The sequence below is a fragment of the Pseudomonas sp. R3-52-08 genome (genome assembly GCF_003851745.1).
Classification (GTDB): domain Bacteria; phylum Pseudomonadota; class Gammaproteobacteria; order Pseudomonadales; family Pseudomonadaceae; genus Aquipseudomonas.
The window spans coordinates 910,326-932,611 of sequence record NZ_CP027730.1; the positions used below are offsets into that span (position 1 = coordinate 910,326).

Below are 22,286 nucleotides of genomic sequence, written 5' to 3' on the forward strand. Positions count from 1 at the left end.
GAGCATAGCGAACTCTTGCGTCGACGCGGTTTTAGCGGTCGGTTCAGGCTTACTTCAAGTCAAATTGACCGACCATCCCCGACTGGTAATGACCTGGCACGTTGCAGGCAAATTGAAGTCCAGTTGTGTTGTTGAAGGTCCAGATCAACTCCTTGGTTGCCCCTGGCTCGATCAGCACGCTATTCGGGTCGTTGTGTTCCATTCCAACCATCTTCATGCCTCCCATGCTATGGCCCATGTTGCCCCACATTTTTCCAGTTCCGGTGGGTGTAAGCGTTCCATTCTGGAACATGCTCGCCATTTCTTTTTGGTGCGCCGCGTGAGCAGCGGCTTGGCCGATATTGAACTCGTGCAGCAACGCCCCTTTGTTGTGAAGTACAAAGCGAACCGTTTCACCGGGCTTTACGTCGATGCTTTTAGTTTTGAAGAAAATATCACCCATCTCTACATCAACCGTGCGAGTGACCTCTGAGGCGACTCCAGGCTGACCGATATCCTCTTTCCCATGACCTACGCTGGCCATCGCCGTAGCGCCGAGGAGTAGGGTGATTGCCGCAATAACTGGAGTAATGAGCTTAGTTTTCATGGTGACCTCGAGAGCCAGTGGAAAATACTAGCTATGCTAAAGGGATAGAGCTGAGCGTTAACTGACTTGAACACTACATTTCTGTCAGTTTTCCTGAGAAAACACGGCGCCCAGATGACGCCGTGTCTAGTGGGCGGTTCAGAGAGCCCCGTAGGAGTTATTCGGTTACTGATGGTTCTCAGAAAGCATCAGTTTGTGCTCGCGCTGCATTTGGTTCAAAACGTCATCAACCATGGCGTCGTGTTTTTCCATCCAGGCGAGATGTTCCTGAGGTGACATTGATGCTTTTGGATGATCTAGATGAAGCTGGCCCATGATCTCGCCCAGTATTTTCATATGCTCGGCCATGTGAACATGGCGCTGCCCTTCAGGAGCTTTTTCAGCTTGTACCAAGGTCGCTTCGGCTTTATCGCGCAGGCTTTCCATGCGCTCCATAATCCGATCTGCACCACCTTCAGCCAACGCAGATGCTGAGATGAGTATCGAACTAGCAAAGAATAGGACTTTTAAACGGTTCATGAGGAAGCTCCTTTTTGATTTGTTTTCCGGCTCCTCTAGCTTTCATGGTTAAGAGTCGGTCGAGCACCAGAAAGTACTCATGCTCGAACCCTAGACAGCACTCGCTGACATCTACCTGAAGCCAATATTACTTTTCTGTCAGTTGCTGGTTGGCAGAGGCATTTCATTGCAGACTCAGCCTCACAATTATTCGAGAGCCATCCCCATGAGACTTCTGGTTGCGGAAGACGAACCCAAAATAGGTATTTATTTGCAGCAAGGACTCACCGAGGCGGGGTTCAATGTTGATCGTTTTACCAATGGCAAAGACGCGCTTCAGCACGCCTTGAGCGAGGCGTATGACCTGCTGATTCTCGATGTGATGATGCCTGGGCTGGATGGCTGGGAAGTACTTCAGAAAGTGAGAGCATCCGGAAAAAATGTCCCTGTGCTTTTCCTCACGGCGCGAGACCGAGTTGAGGATCGGGTAAAAGGACTTGAGCTGGGGGCTGACGATTACCTGATCAAACCCTTCGCATTTTCTGAATTGCTGGCTCGCGTCAGAACGCTGCTGCGTAGAGGTACCACTGCCCCCTCCCAAACCCATATGAAATTGGCTGATTTGGAGGTGGACCTCCTCAAACGCAGGGTTATCCGCGCAGGCAAACGTATAGATCTAACGGCCAAAGAGTTTGCGTTGCTCGAATTGCTGCTCCGTCGTCGAGGTGAGGTTCTGCCCAAGTCGCTTATTGCTTCCCAGGTCTGGGACATGAACTTTGACAGCGATACTAACGTCATCGAGGTTGCTGTCAGGAGGCTCAGAGCAAAGATTGATGATGATTTTGAGGTCAAGCTTATCCACACCTCTCGAGGCATGGGGTACATGCTGGATGCGCCGGATTCGGGGACGGGGTCGGAATGAAGCGAATGTCCCTGACTACGCGCATGAGCCTGATGTTCATGCTAGCTGTAACGGCTGTGCTCACCGTCGCTGGACTCAGTTTTAACAACCTCAGCCGGCATCATTTCAAGATGCTGGATCAGCAGGCGCTGAACGAAAAGCTTCACTCGACGCAAAGAATTTTGACTGGGTTGAACAGCATTGATCAATTCAGTGATGTTAAGCCTGAGCTGGAGGCACTGCTTGGTGCTCATCGTGATTTGACAGCTCTTATCATCGATGGTGACGGTAAGCTCCTGTTTGCTGACCCAGGTCCGATCGTAGTTCCTGAAGACTTCCGAACGGTCACAAACAGCAATGTCTGGGAGTGGCGAGACCAGGAGCAGATATTTCGAGGCGTGACGGCGCAAGCCATAGTGACGGGGCAGGACAAGCCATTGACAGTGATGTTGATCTTTGATGTTACTCAACATATGGCCTTCTTCGAGACGCTTGAACGATGGTTTTGGATAGGACTGGTGATAAGCGCGCTGGTCAGTGCTGCACTGGGCTGGATGGTAGCGCGTAGTGGACTACGACCTATTCGCCTAGTCACTCAGGTAGCAGCTTCGATGTCAGCTAAATCGCTCAAAGAGCGTATTCCATTAGGTCCCGTTCCCCAAGAGCTCCAGCAGATGGTGCTCTCGTTCAACGCAATGTTATCTAGACTGGACGATGCGTTTGTTCGTTTATCGAACTTCTCTGCGGACATTGCTCACGAATTACGGACACCCGTTAGCAATTTGATGACTCACACTGAAGTGATTTTATCTAGAAAAAGAAATATTGAGGACTACGAGGACAATCTGTACTCAAATCTTGATGACTTGAAACGTATGGGACGTATGATTGATGACATGCTTTTTCTAGCGAAATCAGATAACGGTCTAATTACACATGAAAACAAACCGATTGACCTGGTAGCAGTAGTAGAGAAATTACTCGAGTACTACCGTTTGCTGGCTGATGAGCGAGGGATCGACCTGAAGGTCACAGGCAGGGGTAGCGTCCGAGGTGACGTACTCATGCTCGACAGGGCCATCTCTAATCTGCTCTCAAATGCGCTCCGGTACACCCCCGAAGGAAAGTGTATTACTGTCGATATTCGGCAGAAAGGAACTTCAATATCAGTCTCTGTGGAGAACCCGGGAGAGCCCATTGCGTCCGAGCATCTTGAAAAGCTGTTTGATCGATTTTATCGCGTGGACCCAGCTCGCAGAGAAGGAAGTCCAAGTAATGCAGGGCTAGGTTTATCGATTACTCGATCTATCATTGAAGCGCATGACGGAAAAATATGGTGTACGTCGTTAAACGGAATAACAGCCTTTCATATTGAACTCCCATGTGCTGATGCAAGAAAGGTCTAAGACACCTTGTTCATATGTATGCAGGCAACATGTGGTTAGCTCAATAGGATCGTTTTTGGATGAGAGAAAACTCTTGGAGCGTTCCAAAGAAAGTCGCGTATTTGGCGCCGTATCCGGGCAGATCAGTGCCAAAAACCCGCCCCAAGCTGACTGAAATGTAATCGAACAGTTTGCGTTCATGTGGCATCGTGTACTCGCACTGTGACGTTGGAAATCTTGTGATTCCTCCCTGTCCAGCCGGCCCTAGAACACGGAATTTGCTAGGTATTCGTCAGTGGTTTTAACGAGCGTCAAAAAGTAAAAAACTAGATATTCCCTAAAAACCTAGAACCAACAGCTTTTGCTGTCAGGAGTCTTGCATGTCATTCCTTAAAACTACCACCGTAGCTGTTGCGCTGACTGCGGGTTTGCTTCTGAGTGCAGTTGCTCAGGCGCATCCAAAGCTGGTTTCTTCTACTCCCGCTGAAGGATCGGATGCGGCGGCTCCGTCTAAAATCGAACTGCACTTTTCTGAGAATCTAACGACTCAGTTCTCTGGTGCAAAGCTGATTATGACCGATATGCCTGGTATGCCGAATTCACCTATGGGCGTAAAAGCTAACGTGGCAGGTGGCGGTGATCCGAAGACGATGGTTATTACACCCGCATCGCCATTGACCACGGGTACTTACAAAGTCGAATGGCGTGCCGTTTCCTCGGACACTCACCCGATTACCGGCAACTTTTCTTTCAAAGTGAAATGATTCATGAGCGACTCATTAAATATCGTTGTTCGCTTTGCTCTTTATTTCGACCTGATGCTGTTATTTGGACTGGCAATTTTTGGTCTTTATAGCCTCAGGGGAAAAGAAAGAATATCGGGAACAGTTTTGAATTTTGAGTCGCTTCTTTACAGTACTTCTGCTGTAGGTGTAGCTCTGTCCCTTGCCGCCATGTTGTTACTTGCGAAAGCAATGAGTGGCGTGTCGGGTTTCATGGAGCTACATCACCATATCTTTCAAATGGTTCTCATGGGGACTGACGTCGGTTTGACCTGGATGGTCCGTATAGGGGCGTTGGTGACGGCCATTATTGGCGTTTCCCTGAACAAGCGCTTTCCAACACTGAGTCTTTGGATTGTCACTGTCTGTGGCGCGATTGCGCTAGCGACGCTGGCATGGACAGGGCACGGAGCAATGGACGAGGGGAGCCGTCGCTACTGGCACTTTATTAGCGATATCTTCCATCTTTTGGCCGCAGGCGGTTGGTTGGGTGCGCTAGCGGCATTTGCCCTGCTGCTGCGTTTGAAATCACTGAAAGGTGAGCGAGAAGCACGAATTCTTGCTCGGGTACTGACAGGGTTTGAATCGGCCGGCGCGGTGATTGTAGTGATCATCAGCATTACGGGAGTGGCGAACTACCTATTTATCGTTGGGCCAAATCTCGATGAGGTGATGCTCAGCACTTATGGCGAGTTGCTATTTTTGAAGGTCCTGCTCTTTGCCGGGATGATCGTATTAGCGACGCTCAACCGTTTTCACCTAAGCCCGCTCTTGGAACGTTCTGTTCGAAATGGAGACTATGCTGTCGCGGTCAATGCCTTGCGCCGTAGCATGAAGCTCGAATTTTCAATGGCAGTCATCATTATTTGTCTAGTCGCATGGTTAGGTACTTTAAGCCCGGTCATGGAAATGAGCGCGGCATAGCGGTTGGTGATGGCCGACTAAGGAGTCTCAAGGGTGAATTGTAAGGGCCATTTGCACCGTCTACACTCCAGCTCATGAAACGCTACCTGCGGTTTTGCCTAATTTTCCTGATTAGCTTGGCGCTTCCCCTCAGCGGGATGGCGGGTGTTCAGACATCGATTGAACCATGCCCGATGAAAACCATGGGCATGGCGATGATGGATGGTATGGGGCAAGACTGCTGCCACGACATGAAAAGTCCCACCGAGCATGGCAAACCTTGTAAGCCCGGTCAGGAATGCAAAACTGGCGGCATGTTGCAAGTATCGATCATCAAGCCTCCTATCACCCTGTCCAGTCCTCTCATTCTATCATTCTCCAGCCATTTCCCGCTCGTACAAACCTCTTCAGGGGTATGGCGACCCCCACGTACTTGATTCCTGTACCACACTGAGCCTCATTCCGCGTTAGCGGGATGGCATATCTGCGCGCATGTCTTATGAAGCGCGCGGTGGATCATCACAGGAATCGTGAACATGAACTCCAAGTGCTGTTGCACAGGTTGGTCCTTCCTGGCCGGCCTGGCGGCAAGCGTACTTGCATTGCCGAGCTTCGCTAGCGCATTGACATTCGATGAAGCGCTGCGTCTGGCCGAAAACAATGCACCATCGTTGACCGCACAAGACGCCAAAATTCAAGCAGCCACTAGCGCGGCCATTCCCGCCGGCGAACTACCCGATCCCAAGCTACTGCTGGGCGTGCAGAACTACCCCATTGGTGGACCCGACAGATGGAGCATCGACCAGGACTTCATGACCATGCAAGTGGTCGGGATTAGGCAGGAGATGCCCAACAGCGACAAGCGCAAAGCACGTATCGAGGTCGCGGATGCGGCTGTTGATCGAGCGTCAGCCGAGCGTCGAGTGGCGCGTCTGAACGTCCGACAGTCCACGGCATTAGCCTGGATCAGAAGCTACTCGGTTGAGCGTAAAGATGCGTTGTTCCAGGACTTCTACAAAGAAAACCGTCTTCTGACCGATACCGTCAGAGCTCAGATTGCGGGTGGCCGAGCCCAACCCGCCGATGCGGTGACACCTAAACAGGAAGCTGCTCAACTGGCTGAGCAGCAGGATGATTTAGTTCGTCAACGTGCACAGGCCCGGGCCGCCCTCAAGCGCTGGATTGGCCCTGCCGCCGATGACAAACCGGTAGGCGGTTTGCCTGATTGGCCTATTGAGACCTCAGGTTACTCCCATAAGCTGCAACATCACCCCGAATTAGCGGCTTTTGTGCCGATGACCCGTGAAGCACAAGCCAAGATCCGTGAAGCTGAGGCGGAAAAGCAGTCTGACTGGAGCTGGGAATTCGATTATCAGCACCGAGGCCAACAATTCGGTGACATGGTCAGCGTGCAGTTTTCATGGGATCTCCCGCTGTTCCCTAACTCTCGGCAAAACCCCAAGATTGCGGCCAAGCACGCCGAACTAAACCAGCTTGAGGCTGAGCGCGAAGCCCTGTCACGCGAGCATACCCAGCAACTGGAGGATGAGTTGGCTGACTACGAGCGCCTCAATCGTGCAGTCAGCCGTAATCAGGAAAGCTTGTTGCCGTTGGCTAAAGAAAAGGTCGAACTCACGATGGCCAGCTACCGCTCCGGCAAGGGTGATTTGAACTCGGTTGTTGCCGCCCGACGCGAACTCATCGAAGCCCGTCTCAAGCAGGTTGACGTTGAAGAGCAACGTGCCCTGACCAGCGCTCGCCTGTATTTCTCTTACGGGGAGTCCGCTCAATGATTTTTAAATTATGGAAAGGGACTTTAATCATCGGCATCTCGATTGCCTTGGGTGTTGCCGGGGGTTACTGGTTAGCCCAACCGCGAATGAGCGGAGTAGCTGGTGTCGTACCGGATCATGAACCCAAAGCCTCTGCCGATCGAAAAGTTCTGTATTGGTATGATCCCATGTACCCACAACAGAAATTCGATAAACCGGGTAAGTCACCCTTCATGGACATGCAGATGATCCCTCAATACGCAGATACCAAGGGGGACAGCGCTGCCATTCGAATTGATCCAAGCCTGACTCAGAACCTTGGTGTGCGACTGGCTAGTGTCAGTCGAGGCGTATTTGCCTCGACACTGAACGTGGTAGGTGTGCTGGCCTTCAACGAACGGGACGTTGCAGTCATTCAGGCCCGTACAGCGGGTTTTGTCGAGCGTGTGTATGCCCACGCACCTGGTGATGTGCTGAAAGCGAATGCCGCCTTGGCAGATATCTTGGTGCCGGAGTGGGCAGCTGCTCAGGAGGAATTTCTCGCCCTCAAGCGTAGTGGCGATGCTGGCTTGCTGACAGCGGCCCGGCAGCGACTGCGGCTAACCGGAATGCCACTTACGTTAATTGCTCAAGTTGAGCGCACTGGCAAAGTTCAATCGAACCTGACGCTGACCAGCCCTATTGGTGGTGTGCTTCAAGAGCTGAGTGTGCGTGAAGGTATGACGGTGGCCGCAGGCGAGACGTTGGCTCGTGTTAATGGTTTGAGCAGTGTCTGGCTGGCCGTGGCTGTACCAGAGGCGGAAGCTGGGTCAATCGTAGTAGGGCAAGCAGCTGAAGCGCGTTTATCCGCATTCCCTGGAGTTGTGCTCAAGGGCGTCGTCAGTGCGATTCTTCCGGAAACCAGTTCGGACAGTCGCACACTTCGCGTTCGAGTTGAGTTACCCAATCCAGATGGCCGACTCAGACCAGGTTTGACCGCACAGGTAAGCCTCAATCGTTCAACGGAGCAAAGTGTTCTGTGGGTGCCGAGCGAGGCCGTCATTCGTACCGGTCGACGTGCGTTGGTCATGCTCTCTGAAGACGCTGGTCGATATCGCCCGGTGGAGGTGCAGCTAGGCCAGGATAACGATGGCAAGACGGCGATATTGAAAGGCTTGGAAGAGGGGCAGAAAGTGGTGACCTCTGGCCAGTTCCTGCTCGACTCGGAGGCCAGTCTCAAGGGCGTTGTCGCAAGCTCATTGGACGTTTCGCCATCTACTATGCCCGTTGGCGCTTTGCATGAGGCCGATGGTCAGATCGTTGAGATCAACGACAAAGAAGTCACGCTCGCCCACGGTCCCTTCAAGACATTGGGTATGCCAGGCATGACGATGACTTTCCCTCTCGCCACTCCTGCTCTGATGAAGGGCCTAAAAACGGGCGACAAGGTTCGGATCGCTGTTAGCCAGACGGACGATGGTCTGCGTGTTGAACGTCTGGAACGCTCTGGGGGCCAGCCATGATTGCGGCCCTTATTCGCTGGTCGGTGGCCAACCGCTTTCTTGTGTTGCTGGCGACGCTGTTCGTCACGGCATGGGGGATCTGGGCGGTTCAAAGTACGCCCATCGATGCATTGCCAGACCTGTCGGATGTTCAGGTAATTATCCGTACACCTTACCCAGGCCAAGCCCCACAGATCGTCGAAAACCAGGTGACCTATCCACTGGCAACCACCATGCTCTCGGTACCTGGGGCCAAGACTGTGCGCGGTTACTCCTTCTTTGGCGACAGCTTCGTTTATGTGCTGTTCGAAGACGGAACTGACTTGTACTGGGCCCGCTCGCGGGTGTTGGAATACCTGAGCCAGATACAAAGCCGCCTACCAGCCAGTGCTAAGCCAGCCTTAGGACCTGATGCCACTGGCGTTGGCTGGATTTTCCAGTACGCGTTGGTTGATCGCAGCGGTGGGCACGATCTGGCGCAACTGCGAGCCCTACAGGACTGGTTTCTCAAATTCGAGCTCAAGACGCTGCCGAACGTTGCGGAAGTTGCCACCGTAGGTGGCATGGTCAAACAGTATCAGGTCCAGCTCGATCCGCTAAAGTTGGCGAACTTGGGTATCACGCAGTCTGAGGTGACCGAGGCGATCGGCAAAGCCAATCAGGAAACCGGTGGAGCCGTGCTGGAAATGGCGGAGACAGAGTTCATCGTACGAGCTTCCGGCTACCTAAAGACGCTCAATGACTTTCGCGCCATCCCGCTCAAACTGGGCGCGGGCAGTGTGCCGGTCACGTTGGGCGATGTTGCCACGATTCAGTTAGGGCCTGAGATGCGTCGAGGCATTACCGAACTCGACGGTGAAGGTGAGACCGTCGGCGGCGTGGTGATTCTGCGCAGCGGGAAGAATGCTCGTGAAACCATTGCGGCGGTCAAAACCAAACTCGACGAGCTGAAAAGCAGTCTGCCGGCGGGGGTTGAAATCGTCACCACCTACGACCGCAGCAAGTTGATTGATCGTGCCGTGGAAAACCTCAGCCACAAGCTGATCGAAGAGTTCATCGTCGTCGCGTTGGTCTGCGGAATCTTTCTCTGGCACCTGCGTTCATCTCTGGTGGCAATCATTTCCCTGCCGGTTGGGGTGCTGATCGCCTTCATCGTGATGCGCTATCAGGGTATCAACGCCAACATCATGTCCCTTGGCGGGATTGCCATCGCCATCGGCGCTATGGTCGACGCTGCCGTGGTGATGATTGAAAATGCCCACAAGAAGGTCGAGGCTTGGCACGTGGCCAATCCTGGGGAGGAACTGAAAGGTGAACGTCATTGGCACGTGATGACTGAAGCGGCTGCCGAGGTAGGACCTGCATTGTTCTTCTGTCTGCTGATCATCACCCTGTCGTTCATTCCGGTGTTCACGCTGGAGGCTCAGGAAGGACGTCTATTCGGTCCATTGGCGTTCACCAAAACCTACGCTATGGCCGCAGCGGCTGGACTGTCGGTAACTCTCGTACCGGTGTTGATGGGGTATTGGATTCGTGGACGAATTCCCAATGAGCAGCAGAATCCGCTAAATCGCTGGTTGATCCGGATCTACGAACCCGCTCTGGACGCCGTATTACATCGACCTAAAATAACGCTGCTGGTTGCGTTGCTAGTCTTTGTCAGCGCGTTGTGGCCGATCTCTCGTCTGGGTGGTGAGTTTCTTCCCCCGCTGGACGAAGGGGACCTGCTCTATATGCCATCAGCTCTGCCTGGATTATCGGCGCAGAAGGCCGCGCAACTGCTTCAACAGACTGACCGTCTGATAAAGACAGTTCCAGAGGTCGAACACGTTTTCGGCAAAGCCGGCCGCGCTGAAACCGCGACTGACCCAGCACCTTTGGAAATGTTCGAAACCACCATCCAATTCAAACCACACGAACAGTGGCGCCCAGGCATGACCCAGGAAAAGCTCGTTGAGGAGCTAGACCAAGCGGTGCGTGTCCCAGGATTGACCAACATCTGGATACCGCCGATTCGTAACCGCATCGACATGCTGGCCACTGGCATAAAAAGCCCTATTGGTGTGAAGGTTGCCGGTACCAACCTGACGGAGATCGATGCCGTCACCCAAGCCATCGAACGTGTTGCCAAGGATGTCTCAGGTGTGAGTTCAGCGTTGGCCGAACGACTGACCGGTGGCCGCTATATTGATGTGGATATCGATCGTAAAGCTGCGGCCCGCTATGGGTTAAATATTGCCGATGTGCAATCGATCGTGGCCGGCGCAATCGGCGGTGAAAACGTCGGGGAGACGATTGAAGGGTTGGCTCGTTTCCCAATTAACGTACGTTACCCTCGTGAGTGGCGGGATTCACTCGGCGCTCTGGAGCAGTTACCTATCTATACCCCTCTAGGCAGCCAGATCACTCTTGGCACCGTTGCGAAGATCAAGGTCAGCGATGGTCCGCCGATGCTTAAGAGTGAGAACGCCCGACCTTCAGGCTGGGTGTATATCGACGTGCGGGGACGGGATATTGCTTCGGTAGTCGCCGATCTACGACGGGTCGTCAGCGAGCAGGTTAAGTTGCAGCCTGGTATGAGCCTGAGCTACGCAGGACAGTTCGAATTTCTCGAAAGGGCCAACGCACGACTCAAGCTGGTGGTGCCTGCCACGCTGTTGATCATCTTCGTGCTGCTTTATTTAACCTTTGCTCGCTTCGATGAGGCCTTGCTGATCATGGCCACTCTGCCATTCGCACTGACTGGTGGGGTATGGTTTCTCTATCTATTGGGATTCAACCTGTCGGTCGCCACTGGTGTCGGCTTCATCGCTTTGGCCGGTGTTTCTGCCGAATTTGGCGTAATTATGCTGCTTTATCTGAAGAACGCCTGGGCTGAGCGTGAAGACCTCGGCGATAGGACCGAGCACGGGCTGATGGCCGCGATTCGTGAAGGCGCTGTCCAGCGCGTTCGGCCCAAAGCCATGACTGTGGCTGTCATCATTGCTGGCTTGTTACCCATTTTGCTGGGCAGCGGGACCGGCAGCGAGGTGATGAGCCGAATTGCGGCACCCATGGTTGGAGGCATGATTACCGCGCCCTTGCTGTCGCTGTTTGTCATTCCGGCAGCCTATCGACTGATGCGTCGCCGGCACCTCTCAGTTGAGCCCATCAATCCTCAAGAAAAAGTCGTATGAAACTGACCCTGATTGCAGTTGCAAACACCGTATTTGCGCTGTCTCTTTCGGCCCACGCGTAGGACATGCCGGGCATGAAAATGTATGAATGGAATGCAAGCTCATTTAATGACAATGGCTAAGTGATTTAACGTTCGACTTTTGCAGAGCGTCGCAGCTCTTTTTTTGAGCCAGCCAATCACGAGCTGATAATAACAATACCCCGTCAGCTGGTCCCTCAAGCTTTACGGAGCTGCCAGTCGTGTTGTCTTTAATTATCACAGTAGGAGTTGCCGTAATGCCCGCTTTGAGGGCCTCCTCGACCTGTTGGCCAACATGCCGGGCGATCACTTTGTCGGTAGCTGCACAGGACAATAAATCCTGGTAAGTAACATCAACGACGTTCAGATGCCCATTGAAACCCTCACCGTTGCTACGGGTCCGGTCAAAAATCTGGTCAATGGCTTGCCAGAAGGCAGGTGCGCCACCAAGCGCCCCCGCACATTCAGCGAGCTTGGCTTCGTGTAATGCGGTCGGACCGTGCACATCCAGTGGCAGATGATGCCACTGCAGGTTTACATCCTTCTGCTGCTGTATCCAGGTTTTCAACGCAGGTGTGTACGTCTTGCAGTAGGGGCACTCCAGATCCGCGAACTCAGTCACAGTCCAGCGTGCTTTGGAAGGACCAAACAACCACGGGCCTGTGTTGTGCGGGGATGGTATCTCACTTCGAGTGAGGGCTAAGCAGGCCATCGATGTGCCTGCCAAAACGCACCCCAGCATCAACCAATATTTGCGAAGGCCTATCATGCCCGAGCCTCTGCTGGCTTCGATGAAAGCAGCGCTTGTTTACGAAGGGCCTCAAGAAGAGCGTTCTCAGCATTCTCGGGTTGTGGGTGCTGTAGCAGCCAATTGGCTAACACCGCGTGAAGTTGGGACTCGATGTCACGACGATCCACCGCACGAACCAAAACCTGTTGCAGTTGCTCTATCAAAACGGGGGCACACACCTCAAGGGTTTGAAGGGCGTCTTCACCCGGTTGTTCAAGCAGCTGGGTCAGACTTTCTATAAGGTTCTGGGTCAGGGAATTCAATGCTCTCATGCTTGGCGCTCCAAGGCCGTGACTTGCTCGGGGAAAGTAATGATGTGAGGTTCGATACCGCGATAGCGGTCAAGCGTTGCAGCAACTTCAATGGCCGCATCCAGCTCGCTGCAGCCTTTGGCTTGCATGATGTCGAAGCGTTGCTTTTTCTCTTCCGGCTCGGTCATGGCCAGGGCCAGATACAAACTCGGTGGTACCGCCCGGAATAACATTTCCATGCTTTTGGACAACACGACGCCCTCGGTGAATTTGCCGCTTTCTTTACGCGCTGACAGCATCATCGACTTCTGTGCAGGAGTCAGTTCACGAAACCGCGCGATCTTCTCCACCTCATCAGGCGGCATGTTTAAGCACATCCACCACTCGATCATGTTGAGCAGGGCTGAGGCCTCTGGCGGCACGTCGTCAACGTTCTGGGTGGCCATCCAGAACCAGGCGCCGAGCTTTCGCCACATTTTGGTAATCTTGACGGAGTAGGGGGATAGGAGTGGGACCTTCAACTGGATGTGGCCTTCGTCGGTGAAGCAGATCAGCGGACGGCCTTTAAACTGGTCACGCTCGGCAATGTTGTTGACCGTGTTGAGCAGGGAAATATAAGCGATGGCCATCTGTGCGCTATAGCCTTCTCGCGCATAGGTGGCAAGGTCGACAATGGTAATGTCCGCTTCTGGCCATGGGGTGCCAGGACGGTTGAACATGTCGCCTTCGGTGCCCATACAGAACATGGACAAGGCTTCCGCCATCTCCAAGAATCGTGAGCTTCGGGCGTCTGGAATACCGGGCTCGAGTCCCATTTCTCGCAGCGCTTCACGGATATCTTCCGGCAGAACGATACGTTGCTCCGTCACGCATTTTTTCGCTGCATTCAGTATGCATTGGCGGATGGCGCTACGGTCGGCACGAGTAAGACGGGCATCCTCTTTTTCTTCACCACCGGTGATCATCAGCCTGGCCGCAATTTCCATCTCGCCCAGGATGTCGCGTTGTTCATCCTCGGTCTGGCTAGTCAGATGTTCGTCCGACGCCTCAAGATCATCAGCTTGGATAATCTTCACGTTTTGGCTGGGTTCGATGAGCTTCACGGCATCAGCGAATGGCGCGAGGCTGACACCCGATCCAGGTGCAAGTCGAACCCGGTTTACCGTCAAACCCAACTTTTTGGCGAAATCACCGAGTAAGCCGAAGCTGTTGCCAGCCTCCACAATGAATAGACGTGGCCGATAGATGGCGATGATTTGGCTAAGGATGTTTGTCGCGCTGGCCGATTTACCTGAACCCGTAGGCCCGAAAATGAACAAATGCGCGTTCATCTGCCGGTCCAGCTTGTTCAGCGGGTCGAAGGTTATCGGCGCTCCCCCACGGTTAAACAGGGTAATACCCGGGTGCCCGGTTCCGGTCGACCTACCCCAGACGGGGGCCAGGTTCGCAATGTGTTGGGCGAACATCAGTTGTGCGTACCACTCCAGTGCTTTGCGCGCATTGGGGTCGAAGTTGCCGGGTAGCCATCTAAGGTAGGAGTTCAGCGGTGCCACTTCATCCCGAGGTTCCACCGGCTCCATGCCCGCACCCAGCAATGCGCTGCTGAGTTGCAAACTGCGTTCGTGCAGCTGGGCATCATCTTTACCCCGCAGGTAAAACGCTACGCTACCTCTGTACAGCTTGTGCTTGCGCCCGAGCAACTGACGGGCGGTGGCGACGTCTTCGCGTGTCAGGATCGAGGCCTGAGTGTCTCCAACTGCCTTGCGTGAAAGCTGTTCCAGATGCCCTTCGAGAATGTCCTGCGGGGTGATCACGAGAGTGATACAGAGAATGGTGTCCTCTGGCATTTTGTCGAACAGTGCGTTGAGCGCATCACCGCCCTTTCGGGTTTCACCGGTTAAGTGCCCGGTCTTGGGAGCATCCCTCAAGCGGTCAAGCATCACCACCTGATGGGGAAGGCCGTCGAAATACCACAGACCTTTCTCTATATCTGACAGTGGTTCGCGATAAAACAGGTTTTGCGAGAAGTCAGTGCCGCTGGCGAGCGGCAGCTCGCCCTCTGCAGCACCAGGTGCTTGCTTGCACACCAATTCGTAGAAGCGGCGAATATCTGCATCGGCAGGGCCAAGATGATCGGGACGTGGATTGAACCAATGAATCAGCCAATGGCGAATGGCGTGGCCATCCATGCGATGGGTTTTAATGCCGGCGTTCGCCAAGCCGCCCACCAAGCGATCGCAGATGATTTTCAGGTAAGGACCTGGTGCCTGGCCTCGCACATCCGCTTGCGCGCCTTGGGTACGGCGGTAGACAACAACACGGACGCGGCGCTGTTGGCCCCTCCAGGGCAGTTGGCTGACCTTGGTGTCTTCAAACAGCCCGCCTGGTTTGGAGATGGATTCCAGGTGTTGCTTCATCAGCTTCAAATAAAGCTCGGTGAATGCACTGCCTTGTGCGCGTGGTTGAACGTAGTCATGCAGTTGCTGAAGGTAATCGTCCCAGCTGGTTTCGTCCTGGGCATAGAGCTGAACCACCCAGGGTGAGGTTTCAAGCTCGTCGAAGGAGTCCTGGAGGGCGTTTTCCAGGGCGTCGCGGGCCTTGCGTAACCATTCGGGATCCCGACCTTCAGTACCAATCGGTGTCAGCTCAAAAAAGGCAGCACGAGACACGCCGTCTTCCAATAGCATGGCTTTTTCTGCAGGCAGGTAATCTACCCACGGCAGTAGGTCTACGAAGGAGGGGTTGACGTGGTATAGACGGTCAGCATCAGCGGTTGTGGCTGGCTTTTTCTTTGGGTTACGCCAATCGCTCGGCGAGGGAATACCCATGGCAGCAAGGCGTTCGTAGTAACGCTCTGTAGCAGCCTCAAACGTCTCGGTTGCTGGTCCCTGCACATCGTCAGATAACGGCGAACCTGGTGTTACGCCAGGTTCCACACGCTCTGTCGCCCGTCGCGTTTTGAATCGTTCAAAAAAACCCATCAATATGCCTCCGTGCGTTCGCCAGGCATGGCGTATTGCACCCGCTGATACAGCGGAAACACCGTGGTGTAGCCTGGGATCGGTGCCGGGTCTGAACCCGCTAAATGAGGAAAGACGTACATCACCAGGTCGGGATTGGGTAGGCGTTTAAATTGGCTGTAGATCTCGTTTTGTGCGGTACGTGTGAACATGGTGTTGTCTGTTTCCCTCGTCTCCAGAGGCCGACGAAGATCTTGGCGTGCATCGAGCAATTGGCGGCTGCTCGAGCTGCTTGAGCCGCTGGAGCCTTGATCCCAAACGTCCATCATTGTGCGGTCCCCATGGGGGAGCAATTCGTCTTTGTTGGTGGAACAGGCCGAGGCGAGTAGGGCGATGGCCAGGTATGCACCTAGTTTTAAGCCATGATTAGTCAAGCGCAGTCGAAACATGACGGGCTCCTGAGCGATAGTTGACCTTGCGGCCATTGAGTTCGTAATCGATGGTCAGTTGCTGGTCCAGGTGCACAGCTATCTTTGCCCCGGGTTGTACATACACCGCTGCGAAGGCTTGCCCGTAGAGTTTGTTGACCCAGCTGGAGACGTCATTGACGCCCTGGCCAATAATTTTGCCCATGGCTTCACTGCCCGAGCCGCCGACAGAACCGATGGTCCCGGACTGAGGGTTTATAAAAGAGCCGCTGTTTCCATCTGACTTGATGAGGGAGGCAGCACCTGCGCCGGCGGCGGTAATCAGTACCTGCGAGCCAATGTATTGCGAGGCGTTGCTTTTGCGGTCGCCACTGATACAAGGAATGCCATAGGCATCGCTTATCCAGCCCAGGCCACCCTGAATGGTGGTTTGGTTGCCATTGTTCTGATTGTTACTATTTTGACTGCTATTCGTTTCTTCCTGAGGTTGTGGCAGCGTGCGCACAGTGCCGTCATTGAAGACGAACGTCAGGCTTTTGATCTGACCGCGTACGCAAGACAGGGTCCAATCGCCGGAAGCCGTTCCGCTGGCCACCGCGCCGGCGACGTCGGGCAAGTCGATGCCGTTGGCCGTGAGATTGTCCGGCCCGATCAATACCTTGAACGGGTAGGGGTCGTTGACAGTGCCGTCAATGGGCACCCGGCCGATCAGCGCGGACATGGCCACCGAACCCATCAATGTCGAGTTCTGCGGCAAGGTGTAGACCTTGCGCACCTGTTTGCGGGCCTCCTGTGGCGAGATTTCATTCGCAACACTTTGAGCGCCCGTGCGCAGTGCATTTTGTCCTCGGTCCACGGACTCGCCAAAAGAGGTCGGGAAGTTGAAGCCGCTTGCCGTTTGATTTGTCCCTGCAGCGATGGGCTTGCCGTTGACATCGACCGGCGTTGCGTCCTGCGGCTCTATCCAAACAACGTCCGCGCCAGGTCCGCCTTTGAAGCCTTGACCGTCACCTGGCTGAACGCCGAAGCCGATCGGCAAATCAGATCCAGACTCATTGCCACTGCCCGATTTGCTGCTCAGGGTATTGTACTGCTGCTGCAGTGTGTCCAAGAGGGTTTGGCTCTGTTGTTGCGCCTCCTGCTTCATCGTTTGCTGAACGTTCTGCAGTTTGTTATCGACGTTGAGGTCGATGTTCTGCAGGCGTTTTTGCAGCTCGATGTTCTGTTGCTTTAGTTCGTCATTGTTCTTCAAAGCATTGGAGACTTGGTCCTTGAGTTGTCTGCTTTCCACGACAATGGTGCGCAATGTGTCGCTGGGTGTATCTCCGTCAACCCCAAGCTTTTTAGCCTCCTTCGTACTAAGTACAACCGTTTCCGGCGCATGAACCTGTTGGTCGGCACTTTCGCGATTGAATAATTTGACCACTACGTATATCGCCAGGATCGCGAACGGTATGACCAGGTATTTAACAAGTGGATTACTCTTCACGACGGCCTCCCTTCGGATCGATCTGGCTGATGGCGGCCGGCAATAACGATTCGGCTAGACCATGACCACGGGTCACCAAGTAGACCGTCGAGGTGTCGCTGGAATCACCTTTGGCGCCAAGGTAGGGATGCTGAAAAGTCGCGGTGACAAAGTCACCCATCAGGTCACGCGGATCCAATGTGAGGTTTTGGGCGCTTGTGTTACGTAGCTTCACCGCCGTGACCCAATACTCGTCTAACCGCCACGACCCCAACGCAGAGGCTTCGACCGGCAATATCGGCATTAGGGTGGTGAGGTCCAAACCGCGCTTCAGATTGATCTGAGCAATCCCCTCCACGGGCTCAACGGTGCGTAGGGGCGCGTAAAGCATCTGTGCGGCATAGCGCGTCATGACCACCGGAAGAGGGGTCTCACGACGCGGTTTCGGCGCGTCCTCATCCTCCTCGGCTTGAGCGCTGGCTTGGGCCGTGGAAGAAGTTGAATGGTTGCTTGTAGGTTTGGCGTTGACTTGGCCGTAACGCGGGGCGGGACTGTCCCCGGCTACAATTTTAGCCGGCTCGGATGCGACCTGATTTGGTTTCCCTACCGTTGCGATGATATCCACGAGCATGATCTCACCGGAGTTCATGTTCTGCAGCTGTAAGCGAGTCGGTTCAATCGGCTCTTTCGCCAACAGGTAGAGGGCACCACCGGTGCTCTGCACGCGCAGTTTGTCGACGAGGTTACGAGGCAGACCCACCCGTACGTTTTGGTCCACAAAGACAATACGCTCCTGACCCACGATCAAGGGCAGTGCTATAGGGATACGATCCCAGCGCAGGATTTCGACGGCGTTGGCCAACCCGCAGAAGTGAAGGGCTACGAGCCCGATGATCAGTAGGCGGCGTGTCATCATTTGCCTCCTGCTCTGGTCGTTTCTGCGGAGACTTCGATGCGTTGTGGATTACTGCTATAACAGTCCCAGGCCAAGCCGAATGGGTTTTTTTCGGGATCGACGTCGAATCGGATAATTCTTAACGGATAGCGAGCAAATGCCCGCTTTACGCGCTCCCCGCCGTAGTGCTCGTCAGCGGTGATGTCCAGGTTGACGGTCCAGTCATTGATGCTGTGCTGTTCAATATGTTGCTCAGACTTATCGTCGATGCCTCTGCCTGGAATTTCAAATACACCCCGCTCACGTTTGCGCAGTTCCCCGCTATTGCGGCGTAGCTCGAAATCTTTCTGCAAGTAGGCTTTGCAGCTGGGAGTCAGGTAGCTTTCCAAGCGGGTAATGTTGTCCTCGTAGTCGGTTTCACCGTCAACGGGCCAACGGTTCATCTGCTGAAAAATGTACAGACCGAAGGCGTATACCGACTCCGGTGGAATATCCCACCACTTACGGGTGCTACCTGAACGTAGATCTGGAGGTACATGAACAGTTAGGTCACGCGGTGCGCTCTGCCAGCCATAAGCCATGTACAGACCCAGGGCAATGAGAAAACCAATGACCATGCGCAGGCTGTTAATGTGGGCCAGTTGGGCGTCTACTTTTTTACGGTAAGTCATTGAACCTCCGTTCGATGACAGGTCCACGCACCTGTACGAGTAATCAGCAGGGCTTTATTCCAGGTAGGAAAGAACCGCGCGATGTTCAATTGCATCTGGCGGTATAGCCATGTATCAGGTCGGCCGCGTTTCCACCGACGCAAGAAACGACTGGCAAGAAACAGCCCTAGGACAGCACAGAGCATGGCGGCGCCGATGATAAGTGCCCAAATCTGGGTCAATATCGCGGCCGGAATACCGATAACCAGCCCTGCGCCGGTGCTCAACGCCAAGGTGGCCCACATTTCGTCAGCGGTAAGGCCGCCCATGATGACTGGCTGATTGTTCAATCGCACAGGGAGGAAAATCAGGGTCCCATCGTCTGAGAGTTCTGTCATGGCCACGGCTCTTTTAAAGAATATTTGAAGCCTTGGTGACCAGAAAAATGGCGACACCGAGGATGGCGACGCCAACGGCGGCTGTCGCCCCCAGATCTCCCCATTTTTTCTTGCCAAGTTGAATTTCGTGGTAGGTGCCGAAGGCATGCCAAGCAACGCCACTGAAAATGACTGCGCAGATGATGAGGCCAAGCAAAGTAAAACCGTCAAAGGCGTAGTTCTGCATGGTTTGCATCAGGTTAGAGCCTTCCCCCCGGGTAGGAGGCTGAGACTGCGGAAGAGCCGCCATGGCCAGTTGGGGGAGAGCAAGCAACCCGATCAGCATGCGGCCCGGTTTTAAGAATGAAGTCATGGTGTATCTCCCATAGGGTCAACTAAGAACAAATGTGGTGAGGATCATGCAAAGCAGTAGGATGCGGACGAGCGAGGTCGAGGCAATCGTTCGATCAAGGTTGCCAGTGGCCCATCCTCGGTAGCAGCTCCAGATAGCCCAGGCGCCCCACATAAAGATGATGGCTACAGCGACGCCGACGAAAAACAGGTAGCTCGTCGAGGCAGGAAATCCTCCTGCCGCTTGAAACGCAGCAGCCTGAGCGCCGCTCATGCTCATGGCTTGCGTCCTTCGGTCGTGTATTGGCCTGACAGCTCAACAGGATCACGAGGCTGGGCTCGGGTTGGGGTTAGATAGCCCTCCAACCCATGACGAATTCGAGCGATATCACCTGCTAGACGCTGGTAATCGAAGAAGTAACGCTTGCCAGGTTCGTCGGCCACTTGAGCGCTACGACGTGCGGTGTCCTCTAAGGCATTCAACTGGCGGATCATCACGTCCAGGTTGGCCTGTTCGGAGGCTGAAGCAGCGGTCGCATGAGAGACAGGCAGGCCGCATCCAAAAAGTGCGATGAGGCCTGGCAAGGCAAGTCGGCAAGTGAGTGCAGTGAGACGCGGGTACTGGATCACGGCTGGGCTCTAGTCATTCCTGATGCCGTCAGCTTGCCGTGATCAAGCTATGGTCGCCGCAAGAAAACCATATTCAGGACTGTAAGGATTTCTTCTGACGGTACTGACACCATCAATCACAGTGGATAGGGCGTTTGAAGAACAGCAGATACCCGATGGGCAAGGCGAATCCGTAAGCCCAGCCTTGGGCGTTTTGATTGCCAACCTTGACTTCTCCTTTGACCACGGGCTGCACGCTGACCAGCTCCCAGCCTTCGCTGCCTAATTGAGCAAGGCGGTTTTGACGTTCAGAATCTTCCAGAAAACCCTGGGTGTCGGGTTCAGTGGTGGGCTCTTCGGACTTGAACATGAAGAGCTTTTTGGTTCTGACAACGTACTGAAAGGGAGAGAACTCAGTGTGGTATTCAAATTTCTGACGGCCCATGGCGACGTCCTCAATGTGCAGAGCTACCAGGGTTTCAATAATAAGCGCGTGCCAGCAATCTGAAATAGTTTGTTGCTAAGCGCGTGATTTCTGAGGTTGGAGTGCAGAGGTCCGAGCATCGACATAGCGCTGCATGATAGAAAGCACCATTGAGTTCAACGCTAGGATCTTCATCCCTCGCGTCACCGCCACGTACAGCAAATTCAACTCGTCATCTTTACGACCTTGATCGATATCGGGTGAAAGCGGATCAGCGCTAAAGTCGTCATACAGGCTGACAAAGTCCCACTCCAGCCCCTTGGCCTTGTGCCCAGTCGTGAGTGTCACGGTGGCGTCGAGCTCGTTATCTACAGAGCGGGAACGTAGGGTTTGGATCCGCTGGGGCAGGTCCGGATAGGCTGTAATGATCTTGATCGATCGCAACATCTCCGTATCCTGGCTTACCTCGGCTATTTCCACGTACTGTGAAAAGTCCCGGTAATCTCTCAACAGCCTGCGGTTCTGCACCTCATGGTTACGGTTGCGGCTGAATAGGTATAAATCTTCCAGATCGCGTAGCGAGTAGCTGTCGATACCGCCGACCCAGAAAATCTTGGGGTTGCTTGCGACCAGCTGCAGGGCGTTCTCGATGACGCCGGTCACGGTACGATGGATAAACGTGCGATGCGGTAGCTCTTCAGGCAGAGCCCGTTTAACCAGGGTATTGCAACCTAACCCCTGCAGCTTTCGTGTCTCACCCTTGTAAAAAAGAATGATGTTGGCCACATGCGCGACGGCAGGGCCGAAGCGAAAGCTTTGGGTCAGGTAGTGACGTTCGGCGTCGGCCATCCAGTCGCTGTTGAGCGCATCTTCTGCGCCGCGGAAGCGATAGATCTGCTGGTGGGGATCGCCGACTGCCACCTTGCGGACCCGTTGTATTTTTACTATGTCGGCAATAACTGGGTTCACGTCTTGACCTTCGTCGAGCAGAATGGCGTTAAATCGTTCGCTCAGGTCGGGCTTGCTTAGCTGATACAGCTTCAAGTAAGCGTCATGGGTGATCGACATTGCTGTGTCCTGCAGATCGATCATCCGGTTCCAGATGGTTTTAGCCACGTTTAAAGCATTGTTCAGGAAACGTTCCTGGGCACTTGTGAGCATTCGTTGCCCCTGGAATCTGGGAAAATGCACACGGCCCAACTCGTCATCGGCGCTGGCCATGAAGTTGTTAAGCGTGCTGAGGACATCCCGCACGAGCTCCCAGTCCTGGGTGTTGATGGCCCTTGCGATGTCCGTCAGGCGTAAGTTATTGGTCTGCTTGGTGGCGTACTGACTGCCATAGACTGCATATGCGAGGCCATGCGCCGTCTTACACACCACGTTTCTGCGTGGAAAGCGGCCCCTGGCAGCGAGCTCGACGGATTTGTTGTAGCAGAGGTAGAGCATTTTCACCGAGGCGTGTTGTGTGGCGTAGCCCACCAGTGTGGTGGTTTTGCCGGTACCGGCAAAAGCCTGAACCAGTAGCTTGTCAGCCGTGGAATGGATGATGGGCTGCTGTTCTTGTGTCCACTGCATGGGC

The 22,286-nt window shown here is 54.1% G+C and carries 23 protein-coding genes; 8 read left to right on the plus strand and 15 right to left on the minus strand.

Annotated elements, in window-relative coordinates:
- Window positions 1-49: 49 nt before the first annotated feature.
- Together C4J91_RS04020 and C4J91_RS04025 are read right to left on the minus strand one after the other, a co-directional pair.
- Window positions 50-586, minus strand: a complete 537-nt coding sequence (locus C4J91_RS04020; RefSeq protein ID WP_008437431.1) for a plastocyanin/azurin family copper-binding protein — start codon at window positions 584-586, stop codon at window positions 50-52.
- A gap of 165 nt (window positions 587-751) precedes the next feature.
- Window positions 752-1,105, minus strand: a complete 354-nt coding sequence (locus tag C4J91_RS04025; protein ID WP_008437430.1) for a co-regulatory protein PtrA N-terminal domain-containing protein — start codon at window positions 1,103-1,105, stop codon at window positions 752-754.
- Between the two features lie 205 nt (window positions 1,106-1,310).
- On the opposite strand from C4J91_RS04025, the gene C4J91_RS04030 reads away from it, so the two are divergent.
- The 8 genes from C4J91_RS04030 (at window position 1,311) to C4J91_RS04065 (ending at window position 11,484) form a co-directional block, all read left to right on the plus strand.
- A complete protein-coding gene (locus C4J91_RS04030) occupies window positions 1,311-2,006 on the plus strand; it encodes a heavy metal response regulator transcription factor (RefSeq protein ID WP_008437429.1) in 696 nt (231 codons plus the stop codon).
- The gene (copS, locus tag C4J91_RS04035) at window positions 2,003-3,391 is read left to right on the plus strand and encodes a copper resistance membrane spanning protein CopS (RefSeq protein WP_008437425.1); all 1,389 of its coding nucleotides are present in this window, start codon (window positions 2,003-2,005) and stop codon (window positions 3,389-3,391) included. Before C4J91_RS04030 ends, copS begins: the two co-directional genes overlap by 4 nt.
- 359 nt (window positions 3,392-3,750) lie before the next feature.
- A complete protein-coding gene (gene copC / locus C4J91_RS04040) occupies window positions 3,751-4,134 on the plus strand; it encodes a copper homeostasis periplasmic binding protein CopC (RefSeq protein ID WP_008437424.1) in 384 nt (127 codons plus the stop codon).
- Window positions 4,135-4,137: 3 nt separating this feature from the next.
- On the plus strand, window positions 4,138-5,076 hold the full coding sequence (gene copD / locus C4J91_RS04045) for a copper homeostasis membrane protein CopD (protein ID WP_008437423.1): 939 nt from the start codon (window positions 4,138-4,140) through the stop codon (window positions 5,074-5,076).
- A gap of 74 nt (window positions 5,077-5,150) precedes the next feature.
- On the plus strand, window positions 5,151-5,492 hold the full coding sequence (locus C4J91_RS27685; RefSeq protein ID WP_073844967.1) for a hypothetical protein: 342 nt from the start codon (window positions 5,151-5,153) through the stop codon (window positions 5,490-5,492).
- 99 nt (window positions 5,493-5,591) lie between these two features.
- Window positions 5,592-6,848: a TolC family protein gene (locus C4J91_RS04055; RefSeq protein WP_008437421.1), complete on the plus strand. Its 1,257-nt coding sequence runs from the start codon at window positions 5,592-5,594 to the stop codon at window positions 6,846-6,848.
- Complete coding sequence (locus tag C4J91_RS04060) at window positions 6,845-8,329, plus strand: efflux RND transporter periplasmic adaptor subunit (protein ID WP_008437420.1); 1,485 nt, start codon at window positions 6,845-6,847, stop codon at window positions 8,327-8,329. Before C4J91_RS04055 ends, C4J91_RS04060 begins: the two co-directional genes overlap by 4 nt.
- Complete coding sequence (locus tag C4J91_RS04065; RefSeq protein ID WP_008437418.1) at window positions 8,326-11,484, plus strand: efflux RND transporter permease subunit; 3,159 nt, start codon at window positions 8,326-8,328, stop codon at window positions 11,482-11,484. The genes C4J91_RS04060 and C4J91_RS04065 overlap by 4 nt, the downstream gene beginning before the upstream one ends.
- A 105-nt stretch (window positions 11,485-11,589) precedes the next feature.
- On the opposite strand, the gene C4J91_RS04075 is transcribed toward C4J91_RS04065, so the two are convergent.
- From C4J91_RS04075 to C4J91_RS04135, 13 genes are all read right to left on the minus strand, one after another.
- Window positions 11,590-12,273: a DsbA family protein gene (locus C4J91_RS04075; protein WP_008437415.1), complete on the minus strand. Its 684-nt coding sequence runs from the start codon at window positions 12,271-12,273 to the stop codon at window positions 11,590-11,592.
- Window positions 12,270-12,566: a hypothetical protein gene (locus C4J91_RS04080; protein ID WP_008437414.1), complete on the minus strand. Its 297-nt coding sequence runs from the start codon at window positions 12,564-12,566 to the stop codon at window positions 12,270-12,272. The genes C4J91_RS04075 and C4J91_RS04080 overlap by 4 nt, the downstream gene beginning before the upstream one ends.
- Window positions 12,563-15,526: a conjugative transfer ATPase gene (locus tag C4J91_RS04085; RefSeq protein ID WP_024073351.1), complete on the minus strand. Its 2,964-nt coding sequence runs from the start codon at window positions 15,524-15,526 to the stop codon at window positions 12,563-12,565. Before C4J91_RS04085 ends, C4J91_RS04080 begins: the two co-directional genes overlap by 4 nt.
- The gene (locus tag C4J91_RS04090; RefSeq protein WP_008437412.1) at window positions 15,526-15,954 is read right to left on the minus strand and encodes a TIGR03751 family conjugal transfer lipoprotein; all 429 of its coding nucleotides are present in this window, start codon (window positions 15,952-15,954) and stop codon (window positions 15,526-15,528) included. Before C4J91_RS04090 ends, C4J91_RS04085 begins: the two co-directional genes overlap by 1 nt.
- Window positions 15,932-17,422: a TIGR03752 family integrating conjugative element protein gene (locus C4J91_RS04095; protein WP_024073352.1), complete on the minus strand. Its 1,491-nt coding sequence runs from the start codon at window positions 17,420-17,422 to the stop codon at window positions 15,932-15,934. Before C4J91_RS04095 ends, C4J91_RS04090 begins: the two co-directional genes overlap by 23 nt.
- Complete coding sequence (locus C4J91_RS04100) at window positions 17,412-18,314, minus strand: TIGR03749 family integrating conjugative element protein (protein WP_008437410.1); 903 nt, start codon at window positions 18,312-18,314, stop codon at window positions 17,412-17,414. The genes C4J91_RS04095 and C4J91_RS04100 overlap by 11 nt, the downstream gene beginning before the upstream one ends.
- On the minus strand, window positions 18,314-18,967 hold the full coding sequence (locus C4J91_RS04105) for a PFL_4703 family integrating conjugative element protein (protein ID WP_020302977.1): 654 nt from the start codon (window positions 18,965-18,967) through the stop codon (window positions 18,314-18,316). The genes C4J91_RS04100 and C4J91_RS04105 overlap by 1 nt, the downstream gene beginning before the upstream one ends.
- On the minus strand, window positions 18,964-19,344 hold the full coding sequence (locus tag C4J91_RS04110) for a TIGR03750 family conjugal transfer protein (protein WP_008437403.1): 381 nt from the start codon (window positions 19,342-19,344) through the stop codon (window positions 18,964-18,966). Before C4J91_RS04110 ends, C4J91_RS04105 begins: the two co-directional genes overlap by 4 nt.
- A gap of 13 nt (window positions 19,345-19,357) precedes the next feature.
- Window positions 19,358-19,696 carry a TIGR03745 family integrating conjugative element membrane protein gene (locus C4J91_RS04115; RefSeq protein ID WP_008437401.1) on the minus strand — a complete coding sequence of 113 codons (339 nt, stop codon included), beginning with the start codon at window positions 19,694-19,696 and terminating at the stop codon, window positions 19,358-19,360.
- 18 nt (window positions 19,697-19,714) lie between these two features.
- Entirely contained in the window at window positions 19,715-19,954 is a 240-nt protein-coding gene (locus C4J91_RS04120) for a TIGR03758 family integrating conjugative element protein (protein WP_008437400.1), read from the minus strand.
- On the minus strand, window positions 19,951-20,259 hold the full coding sequence (locus tag C4J91_RS04125; protein WP_178110642.1) for an RAQPRD family integrative conjugative element protein: 309 nt from the start codon (window positions 20,257-20,259) through the stop codon (window positions 19,951-19,953). The genes C4J91_RS04120 and C4J91_RS04125 overlap by 4 nt, the downstream gene beginning before the upstream one ends.
- 157 nt (window positions 20,260-20,416) lie before the next feature.
- Entirely contained in the window at window positions 20,417-20,728 is a 312-nt protein-coding gene (locus C4J91_RS04130) for a hypothetical protein (RefSeq protein ID WP_008437393.1), read from the minus strand.
- Window positions 20,729-20,803: 75 nt separating this feature from the next.
- Complete coding sequence (locus C4J91_RS04135; RefSeq protein ID WP_008437391.1) at window positions 20,804-22,282, minus strand: UvrD-helicase domain-containing protein; 1,479 nt, start codon at window positions 22,280-22,282, stop codon at window positions 20,804-20,806.
- Window positions 22,283-22,286: the final 4 nt, after the last annotated feature.

Excerpts from the sequence above, each read along its gene's own strand:
- C4J91_RS04120 (WP_008437400.1), bottom strand. The coding sequence starts at position 19,954 with ATGAGCATGAGCGGCGCTCAGGCTGCTGCGTTTCAAGCGGCAGGAGGA.
- C4J91_RS04130 (WP_008437393.1), bottom strand. The coding sequence starts at position 20,728 with ATGGGCCGTCAGAAATTTGAATACCACACTGAGTTCTCTCCCTTTCAG.
- C4J91_RS04020 (WP_008437431.1), bottom strand. The coding sequence starts at position 586 with ATGAAAACTAAGCTCATTACTCCAGTTATTGCGGCAATCACCCTACTC.
- C4J91_RS04090 (WP_008437412.1), bottom strand. The coding sequence starts at position 15,954 with ATGTTTCGACTGCGCTTGACTAATCATGGCTTAAAACTAGGTGCATAC.
- C4J91_RS04030 (WP_008437429.1), top strand. The coding sequence starts at position 1,311 with ATGAGACTTCTGGTTGCGGAAGACGAACCCAAAATAGGTATTTATTTG.
- C4J91_RS04115 (WP_008437401.1), bottom strand. The coding sequence starts at position 19,696 with ATGACTTCATTCTTAAAACCGGGCCGCATGCTGATCGGGTTGCTTGCT.
- C4J91_RS04135 (WP_008437391.1), bottom strand. The coding sequence starts at position 22,282 with ATGCAGTGGACACAAGAACAGCAGCCCATCATCCATTCCACGGCTGAC.
- copD (WP_008437423.1), top strand. The coding sequence starts at position 4,138 with ATGAGCGACTCATTAAATATCGTTGTTCGCTTTGCTCTTTATTTCGAC.
- C4J91_RS04065 (WP_008437418.1), top strand. The coding sequence starts at position 8,326 with ATGATTGCGGCCCTTATTCGCTGGTCGGTGGCCAACCGCTTTCTTGTG.
- C4J91_RS04025 (WP_008437430.1), bottom strand. The coding sequence starts at position 1,105 with ATGAACCGTTTAAAAGTCCTATTCTTTGCTAGTTCGATACTCATCTCA.
- C4J91_RS04080 (WP_008437414.1), bottom strand. The coding sequence starts at position 12,566 with ATGAGAGCATTGAATTCCCTGACCCAGAACCTTATAGAAAGTCTGACC.
- C4J91_RS04075 (WP_008437415.1), bottom strand. The coding sequence starts at position 12,273 with ATGATAGGCCTTCGCAAATATTGGTTGATGCTGGGGTGCGTTTTGGCA.
- C4J91_RS04085 (WP_024073351.1), bottom strand. The coding sequence starts at position 15,526 with ATGGGTTTTTTTGAACGATTCAAAACGCGACGGGCGACAGAGCGTGTG.
- C4J91_RS04060 (WP_008437420.1), top strand. The coding sequence starts at position 6,845 with ATGATTTTTAAATTATGGAAAGGGACTTTAATCATCGGCATCTCGATT.
- copS (WP_008437425.1), top strand. The coding sequence starts at position 2,003 with ATGAAGCGAATGTCCCTGACTACGCGCATGAGCCTGATGTTCATGCTA.
- C4J91_RS04110 (WP_008437403.1), bottom strand. The coding sequence starts at position 19,344 with ATGACAGAACTCTCAGACGATGGGACCCTGATTTTCCTCCCTGTGCGA.
- C4J91_RS27685 (WP_073844967.1), top strand. The coding sequence starts at position 5,151 with ATGAAACGCTACCTGCGGTTTTGCCTAATTTTCCTGATTAGCTTGGCG.
- C4J91_RS04055 (WP_008437421.1), top strand. The coding sequence starts at position 5,592 with ATGAACTCCAAGTGCTGTTGCACAGGTTGGTCCTTCCTGGCCGGCCTG.
- C4J91_RS04100 (WP_008437410.1), bottom strand. The coding sequence starts at position 18,314 with ATGACACGCCGCCTACTGATCATCGGGCTCGTAGCCCTTCACTTCTGC.
- C4J91_RS04105 (WP_020302977.1), bottom strand. The coding sequence starts at position 18,967 with ATGACTTACCGTAAAAAAGTAGACGCCCAACTGGCCCACATTAACAGC.
- copC (WP_008437424.1), top strand. The coding sequence starts at position 3,751 with ATGTCATTCCTTAAAACTACCACCGTAGCTGTTGCGCTGACTGCGGGT.